Source organism: Hyphomicrobium facile (assembly GCF_900116175.1).
Classification (GTDB): domain Bacteria; phylum Pseudomonadota; class Alphaproteobacteria; order Rhizobiales; family Hyphomicrobiaceae; genus Hyphomicrobium_B; species Hyphomicrobium_B facile.
In genome coordinates this window covers 193,667-207,696 of record NZ_FPCH01000004.1, presented here as the reverse complement: position 1 = coordinate 207,696, position 14,030 = coordinate 193,667, and the positions used below count along the sequence as shown (strand labels likewise).

Below are 14,030 nucleotides of genomic sequence, written 5' to 3'. Positions count from 1 at the left end.
TCTCGCGATGTCTTGGGAGAGCGAGAACAAAGTTCGCGCAGCGGGAACTACCTCGAATTATTTCAAGATCATTCAGCCTCGCCCGTGGGGCGACGCAGTTGATGAGCGTGTCCCGCATAAGCGGCCGTCGCTGATGCAGCGCAATAAGTCTAAAATATTTGCATTAAATCACTTAATCTCTATGCTGACGTTTGGGCGCTCCCCGTCTGGACGGCGTCCGTTGTTCGCCGTCGGGCTCCGTGAACTACTGAAAAACTATATGACCTGTCCGTCAACCGGTGGAGCCCGAAGTGCCACTGTACGCGCATCGATTGCGGCCCAAAATTTTGAGCGTTTTGAAGACCCTGGGCACAATAAACATTTGATCATGGAGGACGTCTTGAAACCATTCGAGGAAGATCCCCGAATTGAGCGCAAATTCTCTTCAGATCGGAATTGGTCACTAGTCGGTGTCGCGGTACTCTGGGCCCTATATGCGTTCATTTTCTATGAAATGCGTGACTACGCGGGTTCGGGTGACGTCATGCTCGCCCTTGCGATCTCAGGCGGCCTCGTGCTGCTGTTTAACACGGTCTCGATTTTTGCCCTGATCTCGCAGCTAAACGCGCGCCGGAAAGAAATCTACGGTCTCGATCTGCATTATCTCGACCTTCAAAAAAAGAAACCCTGATCCCTTATTCGTGGTCAAGCGGCGGCCCGGCGCTGCCGCACACCTTTCGCAGGGCGCACGCATCGACGGTCTTGGGCCGTGGGCGGCGGAACTTGCGGCCAAACATGAGCGCTCCGTGCTCTGCGGTCTGTATCCTTTACCAAAGAAACAGTGTTCCCACTGCTTGAGCGGATTTGCGGAAGTCGTCGAAAAGGGTGACGATCTGATACGAGAAAAAAAATGCGGAGCCGTAGAACGCGCTTGGATATTTCATCTCCATTGCGAGCAGTCGTTGAGCTAGCCAGGGCCACTTAGAAAAGGCTTTGACAGAAACAACGACAGCCGAGATCCCGATCAACGCTCCCGCGAGGATGTCGCTTGCGTAGTGAAGCCCGCCATAGACCCTTGGCAGACAGACGACGAAGAATGACCAGAAGTAGCTAACAAGGCCGAGAGGACGAGAGATCAAGAAGATAATGGTTGCGAGCGCGAAGCTGATGACCGCGTGATCACTTGGAAATGAACTCCATTTTTCCATCCCACGGTCGTCAGCGTAAAACGGAAGAACGAAATCATGAGCGCCCGAAAAGAAGGGGCGTGGTCGCTCGGGTAGAATATCCTGCAAAAATCGGCTGATCACGAATGCTGCTATCACACCAATCAAACCAGAGGCAATATCGGATCGGTTCAGTTCTCTTTCATGCTTGCGGAACCACAACGCCCACACCAAGGCCACGATTGGCAGCAGCTTGATGCTGCCCAAACCTAGAAAGCCGATGATGAATCGGTCGGCGGTTTCAGATCTATGAGCGTATTGTCCAAGTACGCGCATCACTTGGGCATCAACTGCATTCACGTCCTTGCCTCGCAAGGTCTAGATGAAAGCTATGCGCGGACAACTGATTGTCTCTGCCCGGGCAAGCAATCATTTTCCAGACTGGCCGAAAATGCCGACCAATGTCTGGCGTTGGAACATCCTGGCGCGGGCGTGCCGGCCGGTTCGTTCACGGTCTTTCTTTCTTCCCAACACAGAGTGACAAAACCCGTTCCAGAGAGGGGCCGCGCAGGGAGCGGAAAAATTCGTGAATTGCGGGACGCTAGCGAAATCGAGTATCGCGAGGAGGGAGATTTGGGATCGGCAAGCCATTTGAAGGCCCGTGTGATGCCGGCCTTCGGCCCAAAACTCTATCCTACAGAAGAAGGACTTGTTAGCCGCTTAGATTCGGACAAGTCTTGGCTGATCGTGAGGTGCCCATGAATTACTATTCGCATTCGGGGGACTACTTTTCACCCCGACCAAACAGGACGGGTGCGATCTTCAGCGTACTTGTTGGCCTTGTCTTCGTCTCTCTGTTCGTTTTTGGGGTTGTCTCGACTTACGGCCTTCGCTGACGCTGATCGACGCCCGGTCCCGCTTCTTCCTTGAGCCTGTGGTGGGGCAGCAGGTTGTCAAGTGGGGATGAGGCTGACGTCAGTCGCCGCTCCAATTTCGCGTTCTATCAGATTGTCCGGCTATTTTTCTTAGCAGACTTTCTATGAGCGCATCCGCCGACTCGTTTTCGGTTCCGTCGATGGTTTCGGTGAGCGCTTGTCCACGGTTCTGCGCATTTCGGTACGATGCGCGTTCTGGGATGAACCCGGGCAATAATTCGTATCCCGCCGCAGCAACGTAGTTCCTCGCAACTTTCTCCTCGCTTGGTTCCAATACACGGCAGAGGGCGACTGCCAGGCGGCTTTGAGGAATTCCTATTTCCTCAAGGGCGCGGAGGAGCAGAACAGTCGGATACAAATCATCAATGGTCGCGCTCGTCGGCACCACGACCATGTGAGAGGCGCGGGCGACCGTGCCTGTCGATGGACTCGTATGGCCCGGTGTATCGACGATGATGAGATCGAAAGCTTCACTATCTGCGAGCGCATCGTCGAATGATCGGAAGGCTCCGACGTCGATGGGAGAGGCAGTCCCTCTCTGCTTACGCGCCTTTCCCCATCGGACCGAAGTCTGCTGTTGGATATCAAGGTCTGCGAGCTTGACCTTCAGCTTGCCCGTCGCGCCGACTGCGGCCAGGGCTCGGGCGAGCGTACTTTTGCCGACGCCGCCTTTTTGACTGACGAATGACACGATCAAAGGCATTCGTGATCCCTAGGTGCGCTCTTTTTGATCCGTCTTCTTTCCTGCGCCATGTGTGATGGACTGTTACCTGAAGAGACGCAAGGATGTGTGAGGGAAGGCGTTGAGCGCTCTGTCCTGAAACTTCGTGGCGTATGGTCGCCGAATGGACCATCGGGCCGCGTTTTCCGTCTCGGGCAATTGAAGCTGAGACTGACTTGACATACCGGCGTGAGTTCGCGGTCTTGAAATGGCTTGCTGCCGCAAAATTGTTATGCATCAAGTGGATGCGCCGAACTCTTCAGGTCACAAGGGAACCTGCGCTCTCCGCTGGAAGCACGCTTCAGAGTGACGTGGTCTGTCCAGGAGTAACCCCGGCTGAAAACTACCCAGGTAGGGTCGCGACCAGTTGTCCGTTACGCGCCGCGACGACCTGTCTTCAGCTGGCGGCCAGCTGACTATTCGGCGTCGATGCCGAGTTCGCGCGCTGCGGAGGTCAGACGGGTCTTTGCAGCGGCGTCGTTTGCAAAGGCCGCGAGGGCTTTCGTCAGTGCTGCTTTGGCAGCGTCCTTCTCGCCGAGGGTCATGCGCGAACTCATAAGGCGCATCCAGCCGTTCTCGTCGTTCGGAGAGGCTTCGAGCCGGGCGGCGAGATTGTCGACCATGCCGTGGATCATGTCGTTCCGCTGAGAAGCGGTGTCCCCTGTGGCAGGCTCTGATGTTGAAGCGGACGGCGAATTACTTGCCGCGACGTGCGCCGACTTTATTTGCTCGAGGGCTTTCTTGATTTCCACATTGCCGGGGTCGAGCTTCAGGGCGGTTTCGTAGGCCTTGGCCGCATCGTCTGGCTTATCCGTATTGAGGTAAGACCATCCGAGCATTTTCCAGCCGTTCACATCGTTCGGATCTTTTTCGAGCCTCGTCACGAGCTTCACGATCATCGTATCGACGTCAGGCAAATCGACCGCGTTTGAAGCGGGCGATTGAGCCGCCCCCATTTCCGGATGCGCGTCTATCGAATTTGCGTATGCTCGCAGAGACTCCAACGCATTCGAGTCATCGTCAGAGGCGAATGCCGAATGCGGCGCGGACGGCGTATCACTCAGGGATGCTCCGGCGCTGGAAGAGCTCAACTCGTTCTGAGCGACGCCTGCAAAACAAAGGGCGGCGATCGCAGCGAGCGGAAGCAATACGAGACCGGATGAGGGAAAGCTCACCGCGATCCAGCGTCTGACGAGCGCCACTGCCGGCCGGTGACCGTGCAATTTAACACGAAAGAGAAGTAGCGCTGTCGCCAGCAGCGTGGCGGCTGTTCCCGTGGCGACCATCATATAGTGCTGTGTCATTGTCCCATTCCTCGCGAAGTTTTTTTTTCGCCGAGGAATGGGTCGCAAAATGAGGCATCGGCACAATGGTTTCGCGCGACAAAAAATGATGATGAGGCGCCGATGCCGATGTCTCGTCGGCAATCGGTTTGATCGGAGTAGAACATACGTCGCTACTGCGTCGGGATCTTCGTCTGCATGATCGGCGTGATCACGCCATTCACATGATACTTGTGGCAGGTGAGGCAGTCTTGGCGCACCTTTTTGGTGGCGTGACAGCTCTGGCAAAGGTCCTTGCTCACGGCTCCAAAATTGGAGGCAAAGTTATGCGGATTGCCCTGCTCGTAGCTCTTCAGGTACGGGCGGCTCTTGTCGAGGCTGTGGCAGGTCAGGCAGCCGCGGTTTTGCACGACGCCCAAATGCGGCTCATGGATGAAAGTCGTAAAGCGCCCCTGTTTCGTCTCAGTCGATGCCGGTGAGAAGTTGACGACGCGTCCTTTGCCTTGAATGTCGTCCACGCTGTGGCACTTCGTGCATGATCCTTGAGCGTCCTTGCTCGTCAGGAAATCGAAGACGGCTGCTGCGGGGCTTCGGTCACCCTTCGGTGCCTGTGGCCCGGTGAGGAAGAGCCATGAGTAGATGAATTTGTCCTTGTGGCCTACTGGGCGATAGAAAATCGCATAATCCTGGCGGTACCAGCCGCCGTATTCGGCCCAGCTCTCCGGATCGATATTGCTTTCTATGCTGATCACAGGCGCGGTCTTCGCCGGAGATGCGGACGCGGCTTGCGACTGCGATGGAATTGCGCGCGGTTCTGGCGCTCTGACGCGGTCATTGCCGCGCGACTTTATCTCGCGAAGCTCTTCCTCCGTGGGGCGGAGGAGTTCGTCGGATTGGCTCGCCGCCTTTTCGCTCGCCGCTTGAGAAGTCTCCGCCGGTCGTGCGTCCTGCAAGCCTGCTCTCATCGGTTCGGGCAGGTTGCCGGCGCGTTTTTCCTTGCCGCCGTTCGACTTCGCGTTGGCGCTATCGTCCTTTCCGGTGGCTGCTTCGGGATTGGCGCCTTCAGCCTTCTTCTCCTGTCCCGCGGGCATGAGGCACTGACCAAGAACGCGCATGAGGCATGCGGGCGGATCGTATTTGGCGCTGCCGGCATTTTCAGTCGGTGCCTCCTTCTCCTCAGTCTCGGCCGATGACTGAGGTTCTTCCGAAGGCGTCGTCGTATCTGCGGCAGCGGGCTCCTCGGTGGTCGCCGCGCTCGAATTGCTCGGTTCGGGATCATTGGCGACGGGTTGCGGATTGGCGGGCACCGGACCGCCCGTGATTTCGCTCGCGAGATTGGGCAGCCACTGCTGCTGGGCGCCGACGACGACATCACGCGGTATGCTCGCGGTCAGATCGGCAACGAGAGACGCACTCAGCTTTCCGCCGCTGCCGATGTTGAGGTCGCCGAGGACGTCCGAAGCCTTGCCGGAGATGAGCGCATACAGCAGCCTCTTGATCTCCCAGGCCAGCTCCTTCACCGCCGTTATCTGGTCGTCGCTTGCATTGGCCAGATCCTGGAGGTTCAATTTGTCCACGGTGTTGATAAGCGCGCGGCCCTTTTCGGTCCGGCTGATCATCACCTTCATGAAGGGCGTCAGCCCGGCTTCAGACGCCTCCGGCCATTCGCCGATCGCGGCATTTTTCTGCTTCAGGGTTGGGAGGTCGAGGCCAGGGAGCGCGAGGAAGGCGATGCCTTTCGGACCGGTCGCCCGCTCCTTGCCTGTGATCTGGTCGAGATGGCAGCCGGTGCAGGTCTTCTCAAATGGCGCGACCGCCATGACTCGCCTGTCCTTCTGACTGTCGTGACAGGTCGAGCAGGAGTCCGGAATGCGCTTTGCTGCGTCCTTCTTCGCCACTTCGGGAAAGTGTTTATCGAAATGGCTGGCATGATCGTAGACGATCCGCGTGCGCCGATCGAACGGATAGTTTTCGAATTGCGGATGATGGCCGTCGAAGCTGTCGAACTTCACGACATGGCACGAGCGGCACTGCTCGTTGGAGATCTTGCCCAGTTTGAAATTGGCGCCTTTATGCTCCTGGTGGCAGGTCGCGCAAGTAAGGCCGCGCGAAACGACATCGTGGGCCGGGAAGGCTGCGTTTTGGGCGCGCGCCGATAGCGGCTCGGGCGTAGTCGCGGCAATCTTGGTCAGCCGCTTGGTGCTCGCTAGCAGGACATCGGCCGAAGCACCGTGCGGGAAGAAGGCCGTTTCCGGCATCTTGTGGCAGGTGATGCAGGCCTTGCTGTCGGCGATCGGGTTGCCCGCAACAAGGCCGTGAATCCAACTCAACTTGCCGTCACCGCTTTTGCTATGACAGGAAGAGCAATTTTCAATCGACGCATGCGCGCTCGTCATCGGCCCGGGCATGAGGAACTGCGTGCCCTTCGACAGAAAGAAAGCGGTGAACGTGGAGGCAGCCGTGACGAGCGCCACGAGCAGCGCCAGACGGTCGCGCCGAAAACTCGGAGGCTTCGGACTGTCGCTCTCTTGCGGCCAGAAAAAGCGCCACATCACAGTGCCCCCGACGCGTAGGAGTAGACGACGAGGACGTGCAGCACCGAGAGCACGAACAGCCCGTAGGTGACGGGCACATGTACAAATAGCCAGGCCCTGGTGAGCCCGAAATGGACGCGCGCGAAATCGAGCGCATCTTTTTCGGTTACCAGGTTCCAGATTCTGGAAAGCTTTTCCTGGCCCTGAGCGTCAACGTAGGGCGCGAGGTGATTGATTTCGTCGATCAGCCGCTTGAGCGGGCGTTGCGAAGCGACCAGATGGGACGAGAAATTGCGCGGCCCCTCGAAAAAGTCCTGCAGGTGGTTGGTGTAGAGATCTGTGATCCAGGCGTCATAGGGCGCCGCGGGCAACGCGATCGCGTCGGCAGACGGATCGGGCATTGCAACGACTGCTTTCACATCTTGCGCGAGTTCAGCGACGCGCGCGGGAATGCGGTCATACCCAATGCGCTCGTCGACGCGGCTCTTGGTCTTAAGCGACCAAGCCAGATAGGTGCCGAAAAGCCCGCTCAGAGTTACGAGCACGAAGCCTGTCCACAACGTCCAATCGAAAGCCGAATTCGGAAGGGCGAAATTCGAATGTGAAAGGAATGCTGCGACCAGCAGGTAGCCCACGAAAATATGGAACGTCCGCCACCGCATGATGGATTTTGGCGATAGCCGGCCCGTTTTGGTGGCGACGTGAAAGAAGAGCTGCAGGCTCATTCCACCGGCCAGAAGCCAGCCGTCGAGATAGCGTGGGTCGCGAAGTGCAGAGGTGTAGATTTCGACAAGCCAGAATAGGCCGCCGGAGATGGCGACGATCAGTATCGCTGTGATTGCCTGGCCGCTGACCCCTCGCATCGAGCCGGGAGAGCGTACTCCCACAGACCCGTTGGCCGCGCGCCGCGCCACGAATTTCACGGCGGCCCGCCAAAATCATTCATCGTCATTCCCCCATCGTGCGTGTCAGGCGGCTGATGCCGACATCGCGCCGAGATCAGTTGGTTGCACTCGGTTGCCTCACTGTCCCCACGTACTTCTCCGGTCCCGGAATGAGCGCATCGAGCCCGGCCATCGTGCTGCCGTCGTATTTTTCGGTGAGGCCCGTGAGCAGCTTGGAAACGCTATCGGCAGCAGCGGTCAGCAGGCGCTCATTGTTGAGTTTCAGCGATGCCGAATGGGCATATTCGACCAACTTGGCGATTTCTGGCACGTTCGGCGCTGCTTTCGCCGCAGCGGCAAGTTGCTTTCGTACCCGGTCAACGCGCTGGGCCATGAAGAACGCGTAAGGCTTTCTCACCGTGGCTTTAGCGACGCCGCGCAAGGACGTCTCGAGTTCAACGCCAAGGCCGACAAGATAGAGCATCCGCCTGCGCGTCGTGTTCGCGGCGGCGTTCTCCTTGCCTTTGGAATACCAAGTATTGTGGCGCACCTCGCCCTGCGACCAGGAAACCAGATCGAAGGCGCTGCCGGCGCGATGGCCGCCTTTGTTCACGAGTTCTTCTTGCGGCACGACGTGGCAGCCGTAGCAGTTCTTCGCCAGCTGGTAGATTGCGCTGGTCCTTATCATCCCTTTGGAATCGGCAAGTTTCCAGCGTGCTGCTGCCTCGGCTTTCGTCTCTGTCTTTGCGGTCTTGCCGCTGTAGCTGCTGTGAACTTTGATCCAGTCTTTGCCCGCGCTGTGGCAAGACTCGCAGGAGATGCCTGCGACAGGCTCTTTGCCGTCGTCCTTCTGCTGAACCGTGAAGTGACAAGTGACGCACAACCCTTCCGATTTGATGCGTCTCACTCCCATTTTATCGGCGATTTTCTTCGCTTCGCCGTTGCGCGGAAGATCTCGAAACGTTTTGAAATGGTGCGTTGTCTTCCAGGCTTCGGTTTCCTGCTTGTGGCACTCGGCGCAGGCATTCGGCCCGACGACCTGCGCGGCATCGGATAGGGCCGCGCCACACGCGGCAAAACACATGATCAGCGAGGCGGAGAGAAAGTAGGCGAGGCGAGAAAGGCGCCGTGTGCCGGGAAGCGAAGAACTGAAACTCAAACGATCTAGAACCACAGTGGTGTCGAGCCTTGCGTCGGCGAGCCTTAAGCGCTCGTATCGAACGTGATTGCGAGGTCGCGGGAGCGATCGAAATCCGGATTACGCTTCGGGCGGCTGAGGGGCACGGCGAGTTTTTTTATCGCCCGGGTCAGAACGCCGCCTTCGCTCGTGCCATCGGCGTTCGGCAGGAACGGATCCGCATGGCAGGTCGCACCAACATGCGCGGCGATGTTTTTGACTGACTCGACCATTCCCGGCGCGCCGCAGGCGTAGAGAACATCGGTCGGCAACAGCCGCGGCAGATAGTCGGTCGGCCGGCCGGGCATGATGGCGTTCGGCAAAGCCTGCGGCGAACTGCAGACAGGCACGACGAGGACGTTGGGGAAACGCGCGAGCTTCACGAGGGCTTGGCCCATATATAGAGACTCGAGGGTACGGCCGCCGGCGATGATCATCATCCTTCGCTCCGGCCTCTCTCGCAAAGCGGCGACGGCGATCGACCAGATCGGTGCGAAGCCGGTATTGGTGGCGACGAGAATGAGGCGGCCTTCCAGATTGGGCCGCAAATGTGCCGAGCCGTACGGCCCGGTCAAAGTCACTCGATGTCCCGGCGTGATGCGCTTGCCGAGCGACGAGGTGACACGGCCGCCCTTCATGCGACGGACATGAAACCAGATAGAACTCGTGTCCGGATCGCCGCGCAGGGGATGAGTGATGCTGAAGGGACGGCGCGGATAGCCCTTGAAGCACACCTGCGCATACTGTCCAGCATGATACGGCAGCGCGCGGTCAGTCTTGATGCCGACCTCGATCACCTCGGAGGACAGGGGACGCAGCGAACTCAACACGCCTTCGACGGCTCGGATATTTGTCTGGCGGTTGCTCTCCAGGACCGCGTTACTGGCGATGCGGCACTGGCACGCATGAACGATGCCGGGCTCGGAGCCTTCGCCGCCTTCGACGTCGCCCGAAACCAGCCGAACGCAGCATGTGCCGCAGTGTCCGGCGCGGCAATCGTAAGGCAGGTCGATGCCGTTATTCAGAGCTGCGTCTAGCAGCAACTCACCAGGGCGTGCCTCAAAGCTTTTCCCATCGATCGTAATTTTATGGCTACCTGCCATCACGTGCTCAATTCTTGCCGTTTCAAGGAATTCGGAATTGGGGAGCTATCCATCTATTATGGTTAGACAATGGCCCCCGGCGGATCGAATAAAATGAAACATGGATTGAAGGCGAATTATTTCTGCGAATAAACTCGAATTATGCATTAAGCGGAACGCTGGCTGCCATCTATGTTTTGCTCGCTACGACAAGAACGCGCTGACTTAAAACGTGTCGCTACTTCAATGGCTTGTCGGCGATGTCTATAATTATTTAGATGAGCATAATTCCTTTTATATTCACATCGAGTGGAATAGAAACGTTTTTTCGATTCCGAATTAACTATATTCAATTTCGTCCGCTATTAAATCTGGCCATATCGCTGCCCCGTTTCCCCTATTGTTTTGTTTCCAACGGGGGATCGCATAAATCGGACTGCATTTCGCGCGATCAATGCAATTTTGAGTTCTGCCCAACGGGTATGGGCAGTCTGGACTGGGGGCGATGGTACAAGTTTCGCGTGTTTCACTGCTTGCCTGCGCATGGGCAGGCACGATGCTGGTCTGCGTTACGTTCTCTCGGCAAGATGCCGTCGCAGGGTCTCGCTCATTCGCCGAGGCACAAAGTCAAACTCAACAGAGTCGTTCGGGACTGAAATTCGCGCAGAATAGCGAAGCTGCCGGCGGCAGCGCGGCAGCCAAAGGGACGAGCATCGAGATCGTAAAGTCCAAGTCCGATCCGCACAGCGGCCAGGGCGTCGACGAGTCTCTATATCCTACAGCCGCGCAATGCGGCGCCTGTCACAAGCAGATTTATGAAGAGTGGTCGTCGTCGCAGCATGCCTATGCGTCGATATCTCCGATGTTCCATAAGTTCGAGCAGAAGTTCCAATCGCTCACTCAAGGAACGGTCGGCACTTTTTGCGTGCGATGCCATCAACAGGTCGGCACGCAGATCGGCGAAGCCCGCGAAGCGCCACTCTGGGAGCGCAGTCAGATCTCGCGCGAGGGCGTAACCTGCATCACCTGTCACCGGGTCAAGGAGCAGTACGGCAAGGTCAACGGCGAGCGCCGGATCGAGCCCGGAAAAATCTACGAGCCTGTCTACGGCAGCGGCGAAAAGAGCGTCATCAAAGACGTGCTCGCCAACAAGGATACCTACTCCGTCAAAACGGGTGCCGACGGGCGCGGCAACGACATTCACGAGGGCATGATCACCAACGATCAGATCACCAAGTCGGAGTTCTGCGTCAGCTGCCATCAGGTTGCGGTCAACCTCGGCATCAAGTTGGAAATCGTCTGGGATCAATATCGCGACAGCCCGGCACGCAAAGCCGGCGTCAGCTGCCAGGATTGCCATATGGGCAAAACGCCGGGGAAGCCCGACGGGTATGCGACCGCGCCTTCTGCGATCGTCGGCGGCAAAGAGGTCAACCCCGGGCGCAAGCACGCAAACCACCGGTTTATCGGTCCGGGTTATTCTATCGCGCACCCTGGTATCTTCCCGCACAACACGAAGGCGCAGGCCACGAGTATCAAGGACTGGTTGGAGTTCGACTGGCGCGCCGGCTGGGGTAGCCGGAAGTTCGAAGACAAGGTTGCGGCTGGAAAGATCAAGGTCGATTTTCCAAAGCGATGGGCCGATGCGAGCGATCGCGAAGATGCCCGTGAGATCATCGATGAAAATCTGAAGAAGCTCGACGAGCGTGACAAGCTCCGGCGCGAGGTGATGGAGAACAGCAGCAAGGTCGACGGTCCCTATGTCCAGGGCACACCGCGGATCGGTAAAGAGCTGGCGTTCTCCTACAAGATCAAGAACGTCAATACGGGGCACAACCTGCCGTCCGGCTCGCTCGGTGCGCAACCGCAGCTTTGGGTGAACGTCGCCCTCGTCGATCCTGATGGGAAGAACATCTGGGAGTCGGGCTACGTCGACAGCAACGGGGACATGGCGGATCTACATAGTTTGGACGTCGCGGCTGGCCGCATCGACACCGATCAAATGCTGGTGAATTTTCAAACCAAATTCCTGACGACCAACGTCAAGGGCACGGACCGGGAGATGTACCTGCCGGTAAACTTCGATATCGATCAGTTGCCGCACCTTCGTCCGCCGCAAATCCCGACCACGGTTCTCAATCATCCGCCGCTCGTGCGCATGGAGAACCATTCTCTGGCGCCGCTAGGGGAGAAGGTGGCCAAATATTCGGTACCTGGAAAGTTGATCAAAAAGCCCGGCAAATATCGCCTTGCGTTCCGCATGCGTAGCCGTGCCGAGCCTATCTATTTCATGCGCTTCGTCGGTGCCACCAGGGCCATGGAGCAGAGCATGAACGAGCGGATCATGAACTTCCATGACTTCGCCGTCGATGTCGACGTGAAAGGATAAAAATCAAAGAGCCGAGTGTTTCGGATTTGGTCCCGCCAAGGGGCCAAAATAGCGGGTCCGAAGCCTCTCTGAAGTCTCCTGAAACTCGAACGCACGAGCCAGGGGCATGAAGTGGGAGCTTCCTTATGACCTGCGATGCGAAGGGCAACCTTCGATACCGAACGAGTGTGACGACTGCTGCTATTGTTCTGATGGCCGGAAGCTATCTGACGATGTCCGGCACGACCGCAAAAACTGAACCCCGTGAAAGCGGCGCCGAGACCGGCAAAGACGAGAGCTGGATTACGACTTTGTCCAGCGAGTCTCCAGCCGCGTCCCAGTCCGTAGGGAAACGCTACAACGAGACAATCGTTGCAAAGCAGTACCTCGGCGCCGATGTCGGCGACGCGGACAAATCGAACGCGAAACCAGAAGAGGGCAAGAAGACTCCCAAAAAAGCAAAACCAACCGAGAGCGCCTTCCGCTCCGATCCGCAGTACACACACGCGTACGACTCCGAGGAACAAGCCGACATCTATGGCGGGAAAACCGCAGTCGAGCCGCCGCGTCCGCTGCTCGAGATTGGCCGCGAGCAATACACCTCGGGAATATACGACGAGAGCAGCACGGTCCTCGGGAAATTGAACCCGCTGCTTCCGGGGCTCGCCGTCTACGGGGATTGGCGGACAGCCATCGCCTACAATCGCAATAACGGCAAGGATATCGCGCAGGTCGCGACGCGGTTGAATCTCGACGTCGATTTCAAGCTCACGGCAACAGAACGCATCCACGCGTTCTTCACGCCGTTTCAGGACGGCAACGCGAAATTTACTCGCTTCGAGTTCGGCGGCCGCGATGGCGATCAGAAGTTCAACGGTGAGTTCGATTTCACTCCGCAGATTCTGTACTTCGAGGGTGACGCGGGTTCCATTTATTCCGGCATGACCGGACAGCACGCCTCGTTCGACTTGCCCTTCACCGTCGGTCTCTTCCCACTGTTCCTGCAGAACGGGATCTGGGCGAATGACGCGATCCTGGGTGGTGCGGTGACGCTGCCCGCGCGGAATTCGGCGGCACTCGGTCTCTCCAACTTCGACATTACCTTCTTCGCGGGCTTCGACAACATCGACAACGCCAGCTTCGTGAATGCAAACGGCAAAGTCGACAACAACAATGCCAACCTCTTCGGCGTCACGGCCTTCGCCGACGCTTTCAACGGCTATGTCGAAGCGGGTTATGGCTTTCTACAGGGCACCGGTGTTCAGGACGGCGTCGAGCAGCATTTCCTGACGGCCGCATATACTCGGCGCTATGCCAACACGATCTCAAACTCGACCCGCTTGTTCGCGAACTTCGGGGAGGATGGCCGCGGAAATGGCGACGGCGTTGCCCTCATTTCAGAGAACAGCTTGATCACGCCTTTGCCGAGCACGCTTCTTCCATACGCGAACTTCTTTGTTGGCGTTGGGAACCCCGAGCCCCTGGTCGATGGCAACAACGCGGGCATACTGAAGAACGTCGGCATCAACTTCGAGACCGACGCCCTGACGGGCTACCCGAAGCTCGACGACACGGCCTCCAATACCTTCGGCGGCGCGCTTGGCGTGCAGTATCTCTTCAATCTGGATCAGCAGATCGTCTTCGAGGTGGCGACGGTGCAGCCCTTCGAGAATGACAATATAGGTCCCAAGGGCGCACAGTACGGCTTCGGCGCTCGCTATCAGATCCCGCTCACCAGGTCGTGGCTGTTCCGCGCCGATGCGACTTATCAGATCCAGGAAGGGGCCGAAGATAATTTCGGGGTCCGTACGGAGCTGCGCAGCAAGTTCTGAGCGACCTCAAAAAAAGCTTCGCCGTCGGGGACGACGGCGAAGCTATTAGGATAGTTTCTGACCTGGGGG

At 57.9% G+C, this 14,030-nt stretch carries 10 protein-coding genes; 3 read left to right on the top strand and 7 right to left on the bottom strand.

The annotated features are described in order from the left end of the window. Nucleotides 1-7: 7 nt before the first annotated feature. Nucleotides 8-670 carry a hypothetical protein gene (locus BM399_RS21435; RefSeq protein WP_244531371.1) on the top strand — a complete coding sequence of 221 codons (663 nt, stop codon included), beginning with the start codon at nt 8-10 and terminating at the stop codon, nt 668-670. Between the two features lie 136 nt (nt 671-806). Here BM399_RS21435 and BM399_RS18950 read toward each other — a convergent pair whose 3' ends face one another. The 7 genes from BM399_RS18950 to BM399_RS18920 all read right to left on the bottom strand — a co-directional run bounded on the left by BM399_RS18950 (nt 807) and on the right by BM399_RS18920 (nt 9,782). Beyond that, the gene (locus BM399_RS18950; RefSeq protein ID WP_143117872.1) at nt 807-1,505 is read right to left on the bottom strand and encodes a phosphatase PAP2 family protein; all 699 of its coding nucleotides are present in this window, start codon (nt 1,503-1,505) and stop codon (nt 807-809) included. Between the two features lie 615 nt (nt 1,506-2,120). Then, complete coding sequence (locus tag BM399_RS18945; RefSeq protein ID WP_092869352.1) at nt 2,121-2,783, bottom strand: ParA family protein; 663 nt, start codon at nt 2,781-2,783, stop codon at nt 2,121-2,123. A 434-nt stretch (nt 2,784-3,217) separates the two neighbouring features. Next, entirely contained in the window at nt 3,218-4,105 is an 888-nt protein-coding gene (locus tag BM399_RS18940) for a tetratricopeptide repeat protein (protein ID WP_092869351.1), read from the bottom strand. Nucleotides 4,106-4,257: 152 nt separating this feature from the next. After that, the gene (locus BM399_RS18935) at nt 4,258-6,636 is read right to left on the bottom strand and encodes a cytochrome c3 family protein (protein WP_092869350.1); all 2,379 of its coding nucleotides are present in this window, start codon (nt 6,634-6,636) and stop codon (nt 4,258-4,260) included. Further along, nucleotides 6,636-7,541 carry a hypothetical protein gene (locus BM399_RS18930; protein ID WP_092869349.1) on the bottom strand — a complete coding sequence of 302 codons (906 nt, stop codon included), beginning with the start codon at nt 7,539-7,541 and terminating at the stop codon, nt 6,636-6,638. The genes BM399_RS18935 and BM399_RS18930 overlap by 1 nt, the downstream gene beginning before the upstream one ends. Before the next feature lie 76 nt (nt 7,542-7,617). Next, a complete protein-coding gene (locus BM399_RS18925; protein WP_244531370.1) occupies nt 7,618-8,676 on the bottom strand; it encodes a cytochrome c family protein in 1,059 nt (352 codons plus the stop codon). A 29-nt stretch (nt 8,677-8,705) separates the two neighbouring features. Next, nucleotides 8,706-9,782: a 2Fe-2S iron-sulfur cluster-binding protein gene (locus BM399_RS18920; RefSeq protein WP_092869347.1), complete on the bottom strand. Its 1,077-nt coding sequence runs from the start codon at nt 9,780-9,782 to the stop codon at nt 8,706-8,708. Between the two features lie 484 nt (nt 9,783-10,266). Here BM399_RS18920 and BM399_RS18915 point away from each other — a divergent pair, with 484 nt between their 5' ends. Both BM399_RS18915 and BM399_RS18910 read left to right on the top strand, forming a co-directional pair. Further along, nucleotides 10,267-12,150 (top strand): multiheme c-type cytochrome, encoded by a 1,884-nt coding sequence (locus BM399_RS18915; RefSeq protein WP_092869346.1) that lies wholly within the window; start codon nt 10,267-10,269, stop codon nt 12,148-12,150. A 125-nt stretch (nt 12,151-12,275) separates the two neighbouring features. Next, nucleotides 12,276-13,961 carry a hypothetical protein gene (locus BM399_RS18910; protein WP_092869345.1) on the top strand — a complete coding sequence of 562 codons (1,686 nt, stop codon included), beginning with the start codon at nt 12,276-12,278 and terminating at the stop codon, nt 13,959-13,961. Nucleotides 13,962-14,030 lie beyond the last annotated feature (69 nt).